The sequence below is a fragment of the Acinetobacter sp. YH12039 genome, from assembly GCF_013420015.1.
Taxonomy (GTDB): Bacteria; Pseudomonadota; Gammaproteobacteria; order Pseudomonadales; family Moraxellaceae; genus Acinetobacter; species Acinetobacter amyesii.
On the sequence record NZ_VOZA01000025.1, the window covers coordinates 34886 to 50741 of the forward strand.

Genomic DNA, 15856 nt, shown 5'->3' on the forward strand with positions numbered 1-15856 from the left:
GATATGACCCAACTCACGACAGATGTTGACATCATGCCACAGGCGATTATTTCTGCACAGCAATTGACACAAAAGATACAACTTCCACAAAAACAGTTATCGATCTTCGAACAACTCGATCTTGAAATCTTTGCAGGGGAACAAGTTGCGATTACTGGTCGTTCTGGTTCAGGTAAATCCACCTTGTTGGGTATTTTGGCGACCTTAGATCAGGCCAGTTCGGGACAATTACGGGTCTGTGGTCAAGACATTCATCTATTAAATGAAGAACAGCGTGCTCAAGTCCGTTTGGCTCATATTGGATTTGTCTTTCAGTCTTTCCAGTTGTTGCCACATTTAACGGCACTGGAAAATGTCATGCTGCCGCTACGGCTAAAAGCAAATTTTCAGGTCAAAGCCGCCGAAGAAAAAGCATTAAAACTGTTAGCAAAGGTCGGACTAGAACGCCAAGCGCATCAAGCTCCCAAAGTTTTATCCGGTGGTGAGCAGCAACGGGTTGCGATTGCCCGTGCTTTGGTGAGTGAACCCGATCTGATCTTTGCAGATGAACCGACAGGCAATTTAGACAGTGCAACGGCACAGGAAATTGAACAATTGTTATTTCAGTTAAATCGTGAAATGGGAACCACATTGGTATTGGTGACACATGATGCCGATTTGGCCCGTCAATGTCAGCGCCATTTTGAATTGGTCAATGGTCAATTGATTGAGCATCGAACAGGAGATGCTGCATGAATCTTTTGGCACTGTTTCGACCACTCTTACAGCTGAGTTTTAAAACCACGGGTGTGTATTTATTATTGATCGCACTAACCTTGGCGATCAGTGCCACCACGGCTTTAAAGTTTAGTAATGTACAAATTCAAAATGCTGTAGCGCTACAAGCTGCTGAAATGTTGGCAGCAGATTTGGTGCTGACAGGCAATGAACCAATTCCACAAGAGTGGCGACAACAAGCCAAAGCACAGCAATTAAAACAATCGAATGTCACGCTATTTAGCAGCATGGCGCACACTGATCAGCAATTTGTCATGGTCAATGTCAAAGCCGTTGATGCTGCATTTCCATTAAGAGGTGAACTCGAAACAGAACCGAAACTAAACCGTTCCATACAAGCAGGTGAGGTCTGGTTAAGTCCTCGTGCCATGGATTTATTGGGTGTAAAGGTTGGAGATCAGATTAATATTGCCGATGCTGCTTTTCAAGTCAGTGCCAAAATCATTCATGATACCAATCAAGAGCTTGGCTTCAGTGGTTTTTCACCGACGGTTATGATTGCGCAATCTGAGGTGGCGAGAACCAATGCCATCCAAGTCGGGAGTCGGATTGAATATCGCCTGTTAATGGCAGGAGATGCACAAAATACCCAGCGCTTTGAAAAACTGTATAAGCAGAAATTTGGCGATCAAACAGAAAGTGGTGCTGCCAATTCAGATCAAGCGCAGGTTCAGGATGCGGCTCAAAGCAGTTTGAAATTGAGAAATGCCAGTGAAGGCAATACTCGCTTGATGAAGCCGATTGCCAACCTAGAAACGTTTTTACAACTGGCCAATATTTTAACCATCCTACTTTGTGGCATCGCCATCGCATTAACCAGTCAGCGCTATGTCCAACAAAATCAGGATGCCATTGCACTGATGCGCTGTATTGGATCGACCAAACAGCAAATATTAAGTGCTTATTTGGCTTTACTATTGGTTGTACTCGGGCTTTCAATCCTGTTTGGAAGTTTGATTGGTCTGGGATTGGGTTATGGCTTATTGCAACTGATGCTACAGTTGATTCCAAATTTACAATTAGAGTTTTCAGCCCTTTCCATGCTGCTTGGCCCGCTTCCAATTGCAATATTCACCAGTGCGATTGTGCTATTAGGATTTGTTCTTCCAAGTCTTTGGCAATTATTAGGGACACCGCCAGCACGGGTGATACGACAACAAGAGCGTTCTGTACGTTCCATGCTTTGGATGCTCAGTTTCGGAACACTCAGTTTGGTGGTGTTTTGTGTGGTTTTAACTGAAAATTTTCAACTCTCCCTGTGGCTGATTTGCGCCATCATCTTCCTGTGTGTTGGCCTATATATGATGGTCTGGCTCAGTTTAAAGGCTTTGAAAAGTTGGGGGACGAAAATCTCAGCATATATACGTACACCGTATCAAACGGCATTTCAAATTACTGCATTGGCATTAGGGCTAAGTCTGATCACGGTTTTAGCGGTATTGCGCACGGATTTGCTGGAACGTTGGCAACAACAATTGCCACAAGGAACACCTAACCAATTTGTCTATGGATTACCGCCATTTGAGTTACAGGATTTTAATCAACAACTCAAGCTGCATGGTTGGCAAGGGACGCCGATGTACCCGAATATTCGTGGGCGTTTAGTTGCCAAAAATGATCTCCCTTTTTCGGATGCCTTAATTAAAAGCAATAATTCATTACGCCGTGAATTAAATCTTACGCAGGCTGCAACTTTTCCGAAAGATAATCAAATTATCGCGGGCAGTCAGCACTTTCAACAGGTCAATGAAGTATCGGTAGAAGTGAAAACCGCACAAGAGCTGGGTATTCAAATTGGAGATCGACTGAGTTTTAGCCTACCTGAAGGGATTTTACAAGCCAAGGTAATTAACCTTCGCAGTGTGGAGTGGGAAAGCTTTAGTCCAAACTTCTTCTTTATTTTTTCTCCCCAAACCATGGATGAAAATGCCGGCAGCTATTTGGGGAGTTTCTATGTTCCACCGCAAGATAAAAATCAGTTAATTGGTCTAATTCAGCAGTTTTCGAATACCGTGTTTATTGATGTCAGTCTGATTTTGGATGAGATCAAACGCATCGTCAGCGTATTGGTTCAGATTATTACCATCTTGGCGCTGTTGGTCAGTATTTCAGGCATTTTGGTCTTGGTTGCATGTTTGAATTTATTTATGGATGAACGTAAAAAAGAAGTGGCATTACTGCGTTCCTTCGGCAGTTCCAAGCAAAAGCTAAAGTCGATGCTCAGTTTGGAAGTTGGTTTGATGGGGCTAATTTCAGGTGTCGTGGCGTGTATTTTTGCCGAAGTAATCAGTGCGATTGTCAGTTATAAAATGGAACTGGTCATCCAGCTACATGCAGAAATTTGGTTGATCCTCCCACTGGTCATGACCTTAGTCTGTACATTGATTGGACGTTATCGCTTAAGTTATCTTTGCGACATCCCACCCTTAGAAAGTTTGCGTGAACTGAATAGTTAAGGGGGGAGATGTTTAACAGCCGAGCAAGTTAAGAGTGGAGCAGGAACCCAGTGCGCAGTTCAGGTTTAGACATGATTTGATGTGTTTTCAACATATCTGTGTTGATAGCCACAGGGTTCATTCCACTGTTTAACGTGCTGCGAGAGATTGCTTCATCAGCAGGATAAAGTGTTCCCAAAGCGGTAATATCGGTTGGATTAATTGTTGGCAATGTAGATAAAACAGATAGCATCCGACAGTTGCGGCGATTAGACCGATCATTTGAATGATTAGGGATTGATGTACTTTTTGTCCCACATACCAAATGAAAGCCAACGCAGCCCCCATCAACATGCCGCCAATATGCGCGGCATTATTAATTCCACTAATCATAAAGCCCATCGCGAGGTTAATTCCCATCACCATTAATAAAGTTTTTTTATCCAGATAAAATTGCTGTTTAGGTAACATGGGGAGCAGCGAAATAATCGTCAACGCGGCACCCAGTCCCATCACTGCACCCGATGCGCCTGCACCAATACTCGGGAAAAGCTGCTGATTGGCTGCACCTTCGGCCAATAATGCATAGCTATCTTGAATGGTTAAATACCCACTCAACAAACTTCCCATCAGTCCGGCTAAAACATACAGGCCGAGGAAGTAGAAACGACCTAACATTTGCTCGGCAACACTGCCAAAAATATACAAAGCCCACATATTCAACATCAGGTGAATCAGGCCAAAATGAAAAAACATACTGCTGAATAAGCGGATGGGTTCCTCTAAAAAGGTTAAAGGTGCATAATCAGCACCCCAACGCAAAGCATCCAGTGTGTCGGGTTGGCTTACGTTCATTCCATGCAACACTTGCCAGCCAAAGAGTCCAACATTGATGGTAATTAAGAGTGCTGTGATCCACCACAGTTGGATTTGCAGCTTACGGGTTGATACAGCAGGAGGGCTGAGTTCAGACATGCTATTCTTGTACTGTGTCAAAATATTTAAAAATAAGCTTAACATGAAAAAACAGAATTTCTGGAGTAACACACTGACATGAAAGCCTTTATTGTTCGTACATTGTTAATTCTTGTCAGTCTTGTGCTTTTGGTGCAGCTTTGGATCTTTGGTAGTCTGGTGTGGTGGCGTACACATCCTGTGGAATCGACAATGATGATGCGATTAGATTATTGGTCTGAGCCCTCCAAACCGATTAAACACGAATGGCGTGATTACGACCAAATCAGTGATTATGTCAAACATGCAGTTGTTGCCGCGGAAGATGGCAAGTTTTTACAACACAAAGGTTTTGATTGGGAGGGTATGCAAAATGCCTTAGAGCGCAATAAAGATAAAGGCAAAGTGGTTGCAGGTGGGTCTACCATTTCTCAGCAATTGGCAAAAAACTTATTTTTATATAATAAGCGTTCATTTATCCGAAAAGGGCAGGAAGCTGTTGCAACATGGATGATGGAACGTATGTGGACGAAGCAACGCATTTTAGAGGTATATCTCAACTCGGTTGAGTTTGGGGACAATATCTATGGCGTAGAAGCTGCAACACAGCACTATTTTGGTAAAAGTTCACGGAGTTTGAGCCGAGAGCAAGCGGCATTTATTGCGGCTATTTTACCTAATCCAAAATATTATGATGAAAATCGACAAGATCGTAAGCTGAATTATCGTAAACGTATGATCCAAAAATATATGCGTTATAGCCATATCCCAGATTAAGAATGATCTAAACACTTGTCAAATGGCATGGCAGCGATTTGAATTACAACAAAAAGCTCATCTTTATGGGCTTTTTTTATGAAATTGTCACAAATTTGAAGCATACTAAACTGAGTACAGCACACATTTTTTAATATGGGTTTGAAATGAATACCGCAGCTGAAGTCGCGCAAGTACCAACTGAATATACTTATAATGATCGTTATATCAATCGAGAGTTATCGATTCTCGACTTTCATCTGCGTGTGCTCGAACAAGCGGTTGATCCGATACATCCATTACTTGAACGCATGAATTTCTTGCTGATCTTTTCACGTAACTTAGACGAATTTTTTGAGATTCGTGTTGCGGGAATGATGGAGCAACTAGACTTAGGCAATGAAAGCCGCAGTCCAGATGGCTTAACACCAAAACAAGTATTAGATGAAATTTCTGCGACAGCGCATGCGGCAATTGAGCGCCAGTATCGTATTTTAAATCAAGAAATTTTACCCAAATTGCGTGAAGAAGACATTTGCTTCTTGCGTCGTGGTGAGTTAACCCCTGCACAGTCGGCATGGGTAAAAAAATATTTCCAAGAACAGGTTGCTCCAGTCTTAACGCCAATTAGCTTAGATCCGGCACATCCATTCCCACGCTTAGTGAATAAGTCGCTGAACTTTATTGTGACTCTAGAGGGGAAGGATGCGTTTGGTCGTCAGATTGACTTAGCCGTTGTACCTGCACCACGTTCGCTGCCGCGTGTCGTTCGACTCCCTGATGAATTAACCGGTGGTAAAGAGCATCATGTGATGCTATCGGCAATTATTCATGAACATGTCTCTGACTTGTTCCCCGGTATGACGGCGACGGGTTGCTACCAATTCCGCGTGACGCGTAATGCCGATTTGGCTTTGAATGAAGATGTTGAAGATTTGGCTAAAGCTCTGAAAGGTGAGTTGAATTCACGTCGTTTTGGTCGCGCCGTTCGTTTGGAAGTGACAGAAAATTGTCCGCAGCATATTTATGAATATTTGCTTGATGAGTTCGATTTAGAAGAAGAGCAACTCTATAAAGTAGATGGACCAGTTAACCTTGCACGTTTACTGTCAAACTTTAAACGTCCACATCTACGTTATGACGCGCATATTCCTGTTATACCGAAAGTACTCAAAAAATCTGAAAACATTTTTAGTGCGATGCAAAAGCAAGATATTTTGCTACACCATCCCTTTGAATCATTCGCACCGGTAATTAATTTACTGCGTGAAGCTGCACGTGATCCGCAAGTTTTGGCCATTAAACAAACGCTTTATCGAAGTGGTGCAGACTCTGAAATTGTGCAAGTTTTAGCAGAAGCTGCACGTAATGGCAAAGAAGTCACCGCAGTAATTGAGCTTCGTGCACGATTTGATGAAGAATCAAATATTGCTGTAGCCAATGTATTACAAGAAGCGGGTGCAGTGGTGGTGTATGGCATCGTGGGCTATAAGACCCATGCCAAAATGATTTTGGTGGTACGCCGTGAAAATAATAAATTGGTGCGTTATGTACATTTAGGTACGGGTAACTATCACGCGGGCAATGCGCGTATCTACACCGATTATGGTCTGTTAACTACCGATAAAGAACTCTGTGAGGATGTACATCGTATTTTCCAAGAGCTGACTGGTATGGGAAAAATGGCGAAGTTGAAAAAACTGCTGCATGCGCCATTTACCTTACATGCTCAACTGATTAATTATATTGATAATGAAATTACTAATGCTAAAGCAGGTAAGCCTGCGCAAATCATTGTCAAGGTTAATGCATTAACTGAAGTTCAGTTGATCAATAAACTGTATGAAGCGTCACAAGCGGGTGTACAGATTGATTTAATTATTCGTTCTATTTGTTGTTTGCGTCCAGGTTTACCGGGGCTGTCTGAAAATATTCGTGTACGTTCTATTGTTGGCCGTTTCTTAGAACATACCCGAGTATATTATTTCAGTAATAATGGCGATGCACGGATTTACTGTTCAAGTGCAGACTGGATGGATCGTAATTTATTTAATCGTGTGGAAGCCTGTTTCCCAATTGAAGATCCAGCCTTGAAAAAGCGTATTTATCAATTAGGTTTAGTGAATTATCTAAAAGATAATCAGCAAGCTTGGTTGCTCCAAAGTGATGGGCGTTGGATTCGTACCCATGTCCAAGAGGGCGAGGAAGCACATAATTCACAGCATGTGCTTTTAGACGCATTTAAATAAATGTGTTGAACAAAAATAAAGGGAGCAATGCTCCCTTTATTTTTTTTAAATTTTCTAGATTGTTTTTGAATCGTTTATCTCAGCTAAATTTAGCTGTAGCTACAAATTTTTCTATAGATATTTTTGACAAAACCATCAATTTGATACGTTGAAAGTTTTAATTCATTGACCATCTGCTCTTGAGTCGCACTATGGCTGACCATATCCAAAATTTGATATTCTGCTGGATTTAGACTGAGCTGTTTCGGCGCTGCATTTTGCGGACTAAAAGTTTCACTCAATAAAAATTTAGCAAAACTAGGATGAAGGGCAGCGCCACCTCTTAAAATGGTTTTCAGTTGGTTATAAGTGTCTTCAATTGGTTGTTGAATCAACATATAGGCAGTTGCACCTAACTGAATCGCATGTAAAGTTAAATCTGCAGACTGTTCATTGACTAAAATGATGAGATTACTTGAAGGATAGATTTTCTTAATTTTATGTATGAATGAGATATCAGACTGTTGCGTGACCACTAAAAAGATTAAATTTGGCAATTGATTGAAAATTTGTTGTTCCGCATCTGCTAAATTTTCTGAAAATGTAATGAGGTCTTCAGGATAACCGAGGTCTCCTAAGATGTTAAACAGCACTGTTTTTGAAGTCATTGATTGATGATCAATGATCAAAACGGGTACTGGCAATAAAAATTCACTCATCATACATTTCGCTCATTTATTATTTTTAATCAAATTGCATTTCCATAATGTGCATGAAAGTGAATTAGAAAAATATACCTAGAAGTAGTGATTTATACATCAAAGTATAATTAAGTTATTGTGATATAATAGAATTTAATTAATGTATGGTTTTTTGTGTTTTTCATTATGTGGAATGCAAAGATTTATAGTTTTTTGTTTTTATTTTTAGAATATTGATTAAATAATCATCATATTTCGATTCGAATTGAAAATAATAATTGAAATGTGAAAACAGTATTTTGACAACTAATAAATTGAACTGTTTCTGATGTGAGTTAATATTCACCTATTGCTTAGTTATTTTAAACATGAATATTAGTGACTATTTGAAATAATGTGATTTATTTCTCATCAATGTTTATTTTATAGCACAAAACATAATTATGAAAAAAGCTCTTTGAAAATGAATCAGACGTACTTTATCTAAAATACCTGAAACTAGTGATTTTAACGAAAGTTATATTTTACTAAGATGTATTAATCTTCTTACTTATCTGGCTAGTGTGAAGATATTATCGAGGCGATGAATTGAGATATACATCAAGTCATATATTACCTTATCAGGCTACCTATTTGGGTTAGCCTTTTCTTTTTTCTAGATATTGTATTTCATCATTTTCAATTTTTAAACTCATCTCAATATTATTATTTCTGGGTTATTAATTTCTGCAAAATAAAAAAGAGAGCACAGGGCTCTCTTTAATATTCATGGATTGAATTAGTGCAGATTACTGGTGATTTTCTGCAAGATTTGAAGCAATACATCAAATTCACTTTGAAGCGGCGTACTTTTACGCGTTACCAATGCTAATGTGCGTGTAGGACTAGCTTCTATTTCTTTCACAGCCAAATCTTCATTGGCTTTGATCATATTGGTATGAACTGCAATTTCAGGCAATAAGGTAAAGCCTAAATCTGCGGAAACCATTTCAACCAAAGTTGGCAATGAGCTTGCTTTTAAACGGTGGTCATTTTTACGTTCACCAATCGGGCAAGCACTCAAAGCATGATCACGTAAGCAATGGCCTTCTTCAAGCAACATTAAACGAGATAAATCTAAGTCGTCTAAAGATTTTGCTTGAGCTGCATTTTGGTCAGTTTTGTTGTACACCAAGAACAATTTTTCTTTGTTTACTTCTGCAACTTTCAAGCTACGTGTATCGAAAGGAAGGGCAAGTAATACAATATCTAGATTACCATGCTCGAGTTTCTCAACAATTTTTTCACTTTGTGCTTCATGTAAGTGCAATTGAATTTTTGGTAATTGCTTATGCACTTCTTCTAATAATGGCGCAAGTAAGAATGGCGCAATAGTAGGAATGACCCCTAGATGTAAATCACCCGTTAGAGGTTCGCTCATTTCACGACTTAAACGCATTAGGTCTTGCGCATCTGCCAATAGAACTCGGGCTCGTCCGACAACTTGTTCGCCAAGAGGAGTTAAACGCACGTTTTGACGGTCGCGTTCTACCAATACGCCACCTAGTAAACGCTCAAGTTCCATGATCCCGCCAGACAAAGTAGACTGGGTGACAAAAGAACGACGCGCAGCTTCAGTAAAGTGTAGCGTTTCTGACAGTGTTACTAGATATGACAGCTGTCTTAAGGATGGTAATGCAGCCATAGTGTCCTAATTTATGATTTAAAGTGATCAGCAAACAAACCGCTAAGATATGGAATAAAATGCGGTGGGATATCATGCCCCATTCCATCAATTAATTCAAATTTAGCACCTGAAATAGCCTTTGCAACGGCCTTACCATGGCTTGGCGGCAGCAAACGGTCACGAGCTCCATGAACCACAATGGTTTTATGCTGAATTTGTTTATCCAACTGCAGCAGGGAACCTGTACATAATATTGCTAAAAACTGTTGAAGTACACCCGCTGGGTAATAACTCCGTTTATAGAGTTTACGTGCAGTTTGTATCGCTTCAAGCTGATTAATATAGCCTGGAGAGCCTATAATATTAAAAACTTTCAGGCTATGGTTAATAATGCCATCTTCATCGTTAGATTCAGGTTTTTCAATTAGACTAAATAATTGCTTTGGAAATGGCGGTGGAAGTAAGGGGTGGATGTTACTGGTAAAAAGTAAGCTTAAGTTGTGCACTTTATCTGGATAGCGTGCCGCCACGATTTGAGCAATCATGCCGCCCATCGAAGCGCCTAAAATATGGACTTTATCAAGTCCCATACGATCAATTAACAGTGCAACATCGTCTGCCATATCGTATAGATCATAAGGCGCACCTTGATTCTCTAGACCTAAGGCAAAACGTCCCATCAGTTTAAAGGTGTTAAGACGTGGGCCTGGGTTACGAATTTTACTCGACAGACCAATATCACGATTATCAAAGCGAATAACACGGTAACCTTGGTCTATTAGGGACTTACAAAAGAAATCGGGCCAATACAACATTTGTGCGCCGAGTCCCATAATCAATAAGATTGCAGGATCTTCAGGATGACCACCCACCTCGACATGAAGTTCAATGCCATTGCCTAACTCAACGCGAGTTTCATGCATAAAAGAGGCATAAGGTGAAATATTAAACTGAAGGGCACTATTCATTGTTATTTTCCTTTAAAAAGGACGTCTATTATTATCAGGACGTCCTTGTATTTAAACCCTAAACTGAAGCAGGAATCAAGTCCGGAACCTGCTTAGTCAAAGTTAAGCGTTGCTTCCCAGCAGTTGCACCGAGCAGTACAAATCCACGTAATACGCCATCTTGATCGATCGCACGGGCAATCATGCCATCTTCAAGCTCTTCTGTTTCCCATTGAGTTTCAACATCAATAGGCGCAGGAAGGACAGTTAAAGGTGCTGCAGGTGTTTTAACGGCTACAGGCATAGCTGGATAATGCACAGCGGTATGTTCACCATTGAGGGTTTTTGCCAAAGCACGTGCTTGTTGCATGATCGGCATCACGTATGGCAGAAGGGTACCATTGACTTCAGCACAGTCACCGACAGCATAGATATCTGCCAAGTTGGTTTCTAAGCCTTTATTGGTTAATACGCCACGACTGGTGTGAATGCCGGCTTGTTTTGCTAAGTTAATCTCAGGCTGTAGACCAATCGCAGACAACACAACATCTGCCACTAAGCTTTGACCATTGGCAAGGCTCACTTGATAGTCACCATTTTCAATACGTGACACTTTGTCGACTGTCGTACCTAAAACGAATTGAATACCCGTTTCTTCTAAATTGCTTTGGAATTTAGCTGCAACATGAGACGGCAGTAGGCGACCCAAAGGTTGCGGAGCTAAATCGACCACCGATACTTTCGCCCCAGTATTTTGGAGGTCGTTGGCAAATTCACAGCCAATCAGGCCTGCCCCTAAAATCACCACACGTTTATCTTCACGTGCTGCAAGCTGTTTACGGAAAGCTTTGTAGTGATCTAAATTGTTGACGACGTGAATGTCTTCACTGCCATCACCCGAAATAGCTAAGCGAATTGGATTTGCGCCGACTGCTAAAACGAGTTTTGAATATAGTTGTGTTTGAGTTCCATTTTGGCTTTCAATAGTAAGCTCATGTTTTGCTGCATCAATGGATTTAACCCAACTCATATTGATGATTTGCATATTGAGTTGAGCCGACATTTTTTCGGCATCCCCTAGAGGGATTTGCTCAGGAGTTTTATTACCAACGAGCGCATTGGATAATGTCGGTTTAGCGTAGTTAATGGCATCATCCGCACAGATCATAATAAGTTCTAGTTCAGTATTTAACTTTCGAAATTCACGTGCAACGGCATATCCCGCCATACCAGAACCAATAATGACAATAGGGTGCATACTCAACTCCAAACACATTTCATATTTTTTTAAAGACAAAAAAAAGACCATAACGATGATGGCCTTAGATTCTATTTATTAGATTTCAACCATTTCAAAATCTACTTTTGAGACGCCACAGTCTGGGCAAGTCCAATCATCTGGGATATCTTCCCATTTCGTTCCTGCCACGATACCGTCTTGTGGCCAGCCTTCTGCTTCGTCATAAATCCATCCACAAACGATGCACTGATACTTTTTCATTCCATTCTCCAAAAACTGACACAAAATTAAGTCAGTAAATACTTCATAACTGTATAAGTTTATACCTTAAGGTTAATTAGCCTTATACAGTAGACTCTTATGTTAAATTTTTACGCAGTTCTAACGATAAAGTAAAGTGGCTAAGAGTTTAATGAGTGAAATTAAAAGCAGAATGGCAGTGAGGGACAATAAATATCATCAAAACCCCAGATCTGAGAAAAATTGTCTGATAATATTTATGCCTATTGAAAGCTATATTGGAATTCATTTCCGTGAATTGGGTTCTAAATACCGCTTTTTATACCCTCATAGACTAAAGTCTTGCAGAAAAAAACTCTAAAATCTTTTATTTTATGATTAGGAAAATATATATTTGATATTTTTTAAATAAATACAATATTAATAATCAATAACTTATGTAAATTTGCTGTATCTTAAATATGCATTTTAGTCGGGGGTTAGCTGTTCTTTTCTCTCAAATCGCGTTAAAATTCACACATTCCTTCCTTAATTTATTTTCTCCTATTATGAGTAATTCTACTGCTGCGGCATTGTGGTCTAACATTCGTACTGTCCAAGATTTCCCAAAACCAGGAATTTGCTTCTTTGACCTTACGCCGTTATTTATGAATAACATCGAATCGTTAACTGATGCCCTAATTGCAAGTATTCCAGCCGAGCAATTGGCAGAAGTAGATAGCTTTATTGCAGTTGAAGCGCGTGGTTTTGTTTTGGCAAGTTTACTTGCTCAGCGTACGGGTAAAGGTTTGGTCTTGGTGCGTAAAGCCGGCAAATTACCACCACCAGTGGTCGGTGTGGGTTACAGCCTTGAATACGGTTTAGATCGTCTTGAAATGTCAGCTGAAATCGAATCACAAAAAGTGATTATTGTGGATGACGTATTGGCGACGGGCGGTACGCTTCGTGCAGTGAAACAATTGGCTGAAAAATGTAAACACCAAGTTCTAGGCGCAAGCATTTTCTTAGATTTGCCTGACTTGCATAAAGATTTAGGTTTAAATATCTGGTCTGTTTTAGATGATAAAACACGTCCTGAAGCAGATGCTGCCTAAGCGTCAGCTTTAAAATGTAAAAAGCCTTGTCTATGACAGGGCTTTTTTATGTCTGATAAAAACGACGTTGCTGCTTATGATTAATATGATTTTTTTAAATAGTTTAATTCGAGATGTTGGATTAAATCATTAATATTTTCAGGGCATTGAAGGCGATGATGTCCACCATCCATGACTTGAACCTGCATATAGTCTTCGAGTTGTTGTTCTGCTTCATACATATCTAAGATTTCATCGCCACGTTCGATATATGCAATTTGTGGAATATCGTGATCCAAATCCATTTCATTAATTGCAGGGTAGTCGTCGCGAAAGTCTGGATGCAGACTCGGGTTAGCAATCACACAAGGAATGCGATGAAACAGCGACATTTTCAAAGCCCAGTATGCCCCGAGACTATGACCGACGATGATATCAGGCTTAATGGTTTCAATACTTTCATGATAAAAGTCCGCAACAGTTTGAAAATTTAAGTTGCGATAGTCCACTTCAATGCAGAATTTTTGTTTTGCATCGATGGCATGGAATTTAGTGGATTCACGGGAAGAATCCAATCCATGTAAAAACAGAATTTTCGATAAGCAGGAAGTCATTGTTTTTCTACACACTGTTTTCAGACATTTTGGATGTGTTGAATATTTTATTTTTCAACAATTTTATGACTTCATTGTAGAGAGAATCGTCAAAAAGAGAATTTAGCTTTTGGTCTAATTTGTAGGCATTTAAAAGACTTTAGTCTTAAAGAAAATAGATTAAAAGGTTGAATTAAGCTATTGAAATATATTTCAATATATTGATAGTTATAAATATTTTAAAGTGCGTAGTTGTCATTGTAATATCGCTAAATATTGGCTTGCTAAGTTTAAATATTTAACTTTTATCTCGTGCATATCTGAAAGGTATGGATTAAGCAAACCTGAAGGTATAGCTGTCAAAACAACTTACTTTGATAAATTTCAACTTATTGAAAAAATGCGCACATTGCTTACTGCTCAATTCAAAGGAAATCTGCTATGCTATGCAACTTCCGTTTTTTAACTATTTGAGACAGAGATGACGCAACATAACGCTCAATCGACTTCTGAACAAGCCATTTCCGAAAACGATTTAATTGCACAGCGTCATGCCAAGTTAGAGCACATCAAAGAGCACGCCAAGGAAACAGGTGTTAGCCCGTGGCCTAACACATTTAAGCGTGAACACTATGCACAAGACCTACAAGATCAATTCGCTGAAAAATCAAAAGAAGAAATTGAAGCAGGCGAAAAGGTTTATGTAAAAGTTGCTGGTCGTGTGATGTTGAACCGTGGTTCATTCATCGTAATCCAAGATATGACTGGTCGTATCCAGCTTTATGTACCACGTAAAGAGTTGGATGCTGATGTTCTTGCAACAATTAAAGCACTCGATTTGGGCGATATTATTGCCATTGAAGGTTATATTGGTCGTTCTGGTAAAGGTGACCTTTATGTTCATATTGAACATTTTGAGCTTTTAACCAAATCACTCCGTCCACTTCCAGACAAATTCCATGGTTTGACTGATACTGAAGTTAAATACCGTAAGCGTTATTTAGACCTCATCATGAACGAAGAAACACGTAAAACTTTTGAAATTCGTGCAAAAGTGGTGTCAGGTATTCGTTCATATTTGAGCAATGAGCGTTTCATGGAAGTTGAAACACCAATGATGCATGTGATTCCGGGTGGTGCATCTGCGCGTCCATTCGAAACTCACCACAACGCATTAGATATGCCTTTATTTTTACGTATTGCGCCTGAGCTTTATTTAAAACGTTTGGTCGTTGGTGGTTTTGAGCGCGTGTTCGAAATTAACCGTAACTTCCGTAACGAGGGTGTATCAACACGTCATAATCCAGAATTCACCATGATTGAATTCTACCAAGCATATGCAGACTACAAAGACCTGATGGCTTTGACAGAAAATATGCTTGAAAAATTGGCCATCGACATCTTAGGTTCGACTGATGTGCCTTATGGTGATGAAGTGTATAGTTTCAAAGGTCCATTCAAGAAAATTTCGATGTTTGATGCGATTCTTGAACACAACCCAACGTTCACTGCTGAAAATGTATCTGATCGTGAGTTCCTTGCAAACTTCGTTAAAAATGAACTGAAAGAGCAAGTAAAACCTGGTTTTGGTTTAGGCAAACTTCAAACCATCGTATTTGAAGAAACTGTTGAAACAGAACTTCGTCAACCGACATTCATCACAGAATACCCAGCGGAAACTTCACCATTGGCACGTCGTAATGATGAAAATCCACATATTACGGACCGTTTTGAATTCTTCATCGGTGGTCGTGAGTTGGCAAATGGTTTCTCAGAGTTAAATGATCCGATTGACCAAGCTGAACGTTTCCAAGCCCAAGTTGCTGAAAAAGATGCGGGTGACGATGAAGCAATGCATTACGATGCAGACTTCATTGAAGCATTGGAATACGGTTTACCTCCTACAGCGGGTGAGGGGATTGGTATTGACCGTTTGGTGATGTTATTTGCGAATGCTGCGAGTATTCGTGAAGTGATCTTATTCCCTCATATGCGTCATAAAAACTAATTTAGTTTTTGAAATAAAAAACCCGCTTAATGCGTAATGCCAGTCAGTTAAGAGATTGACTGGCTTTTTCTTGGGTATTTTTGAGGTTTTCCTTTTACAACCCTTGGATAGCTCCTCACTCTTCTCTCAGGTATAACATACCGATTAGATTTCTCCATTAAACTTTCCAGATGTTTGGGGAGATTACCTGCAGAAGCCAAAGAGTCGAATCTGAGTAAATTAAGAAGGGCAATAGATG

The 15856-nt window shown here is 39.8% G+C and carries 13 protein-coding genes and 1 pseudogene; 6 read left to right on the plus strand and 8 right to left on the minus strand.

All coding sequences use genetic code 11. The features are described 5' to 3' along the window. The first annotated feature begins 3 nt into the window (after positions 1-3). Together FTT98_RS11275 and FTT98_RS11280 are read left to right on the plus strand one after the other, a co-directional pair. Complete coding sequence (locus FTT98_RS11275; protein WP_180005271.1) at positions 4-735, plus strand: ABC transporter ATP-binding protein; 732 nt, start codon at positions 4-6, stop codon at positions 733-735. Beyond that, positions 732-3233 carry an ABC transporter permease gene (locus tag FTT98_RS11280; protein WP_180041180.1) on the plus strand — a complete coding sequence of 834 codons (2502 nt, stop codon included), beginning with the start codon at positions 732-734 and terminating at the stop codon, positions 3231-3233. Before FTT98_RS11275 ends, FTT98_RS11280 begins: the two co-directional genes overlap by 4 nt. A 129-nt stretch (positions 3234-3362) precedes the next feature. On the opposite strand, the gene FTT98_RS11285 is transcribed toward FTT98_RS11280, so the two are convergent. Next, entirely contained in the window at positions 3363-4187 is an 825-nt protein-coding gene (locus FTT98_RS11285; protein ID WP_180041178.1) for a rhomboid family intramembrane serine protease, read from the minus strand. 78 nt (positions 4188-4265) lie between these two features. On the opposite strand from FTT98_RS11285, the gene mtgA reads away from it, so the two are divergent. Together mtgA and ppk1 are read left to right on the plus strand one after the other, a co-directional pair. Next, positions 4266-4943 carry a monofunctional biosynthetic peptidoglycan transglycosylase gene (gene mtgA, locus FTT98_RS11290; RefSeq protein ID WP_078193019.1) on the plus strand — a complete coding sequence of 226 codons (678 nt, stop codon included), beginning with the start codon at positions 4266-4268 and terminating at the stop codon, positions 4941-4943. Between the two features lie 146 nt (positions 4944-5089). Further along, the gene (gene ppk1, locus FTT98_RS11295; protein WP_180041176.1) at positions 5090-7171 is read left to right on the plus strand and encodes a polyphosphate kinase 1; all 2082 of its coding nucleotides are present in this window, start codon (positions 5090-5092) and stop codon (positions 7169-7171) included. A gap of 89 nt (positions 7172-7260) precedes the next feature. Here ppk1 and FTT98_RS11300 read toward each other — a convergent pair whose 3' ends face one another. The 5 genes from FTT98_RS11300 to rubA form a co-directional block, all read right to left on the minus strand. Beyond that, entirely contained in the window at positions 7261-7872 is a 612-nt protein-coding gene (locus FTT98_RS11300) for a response regulator transcription factor (protein WP_168379235.1), read from the minus strand. Between the two features lie 757 nt (positions 7873-8629). Continuing rightward, entirely contained in the window at positions 8630-9535 is a 906-nt protein-coding gene (oxyR, locus tag FTT98_RS11305; protein ID WP_168379234.1) for a LysR family transcriptional regulator OxyR, read from the minus strand. Between the two features lie 11 nt (positions 9536-9546). Next, positions 9547-10485 carry an alpha/beta fold hydrolase gene (locus tag FTT98_RS11310; protein WP_218948613.1) on the minus strand — a complete coding sequence of 313 codons (939 nt, stop codon included), beginning with the start codon at positions 10483-10485 and terminating at the stop codon, positions 9547-9549. 58 nt (positions 10486-10543) lie between these two features. Further along, positions 10544-11722: an NAD(P)/FAD-dependent oxidoreductase gene (locus tag FTT98_RS11315; RefSeq protein ID WP_180041174.1), complete on the minus strand. Its 1179-nt coding sequence runs from the start codon at positions 11720-11722 to the stop codon at positions 10544-10546. A 78-nt stretch (positions 11723-11800) separates the two neighbouring features. Continuing rightward, positions 11801-11965 carry a rubredoxin RubA gene (gene rubA, locus FTT98_RS11320; protein WP_005179369.1) on the minus strand — a complete coding sequence of 55 codons (165 nt, stop codon included), beginning with the start codon at positions 11963-11965 and terminating at the stop codon, positions 11801-11803. A 527-nt stretch (positions 11966-12492) separates the two neighbouring features. On the opposite strand from rubA, the gene FTT98_RS11325 reads away from it, so the two are divergent. Continuing rightward, complete coding sequence (locus FTT98_RS11325; RefSeq protein WP_078189930.1) at positions 12493-13038, plus strand: adenine phosphoribosyltransferase; 546 nt, start codon at positions 12493-12495, stop codon at positions 13036-13038. Between the two features lie 80 nt (positions 13039-13118). On the opposite strand, the gene FTT98_RS11330 is transcribed toward FTT98_RS11325, so the two are convergent. Then, entirely contained in the window at positions 13119-13631 is a 513-nt protein-coding gene (locus FTT98_RS11330; protein WP_180177387.1) for a YqiA/YcfP family alpha/beta fold hydrolase, read from the minus strand. Positions 13632-14091: 460 nt separating this feature from the next. Between FTT98_RS11330 and lysS the strand changes: the two genes are divergently transcribed. Beyond that, complete coding sequence (gene lysS / locus FTT98_RS11335; RefSeq protein WP_078193012.1) at positions 14092-15618, plus strand: lysine--tRNA ligase; 1527 nt, start codon at positions 14092-14094, stop codon at positions 15616-15618. Between the two features lie 47 nt (positions 15619-15665). On the opposite strand, the pseudogene FTT98_RS17975 reads toward lysS, so the two are convergent. Further along, positions 15666-15856, minus strand: a pseudogene (locus FTT98_RS17975) (DDE transposase); the annotation flags it as partial.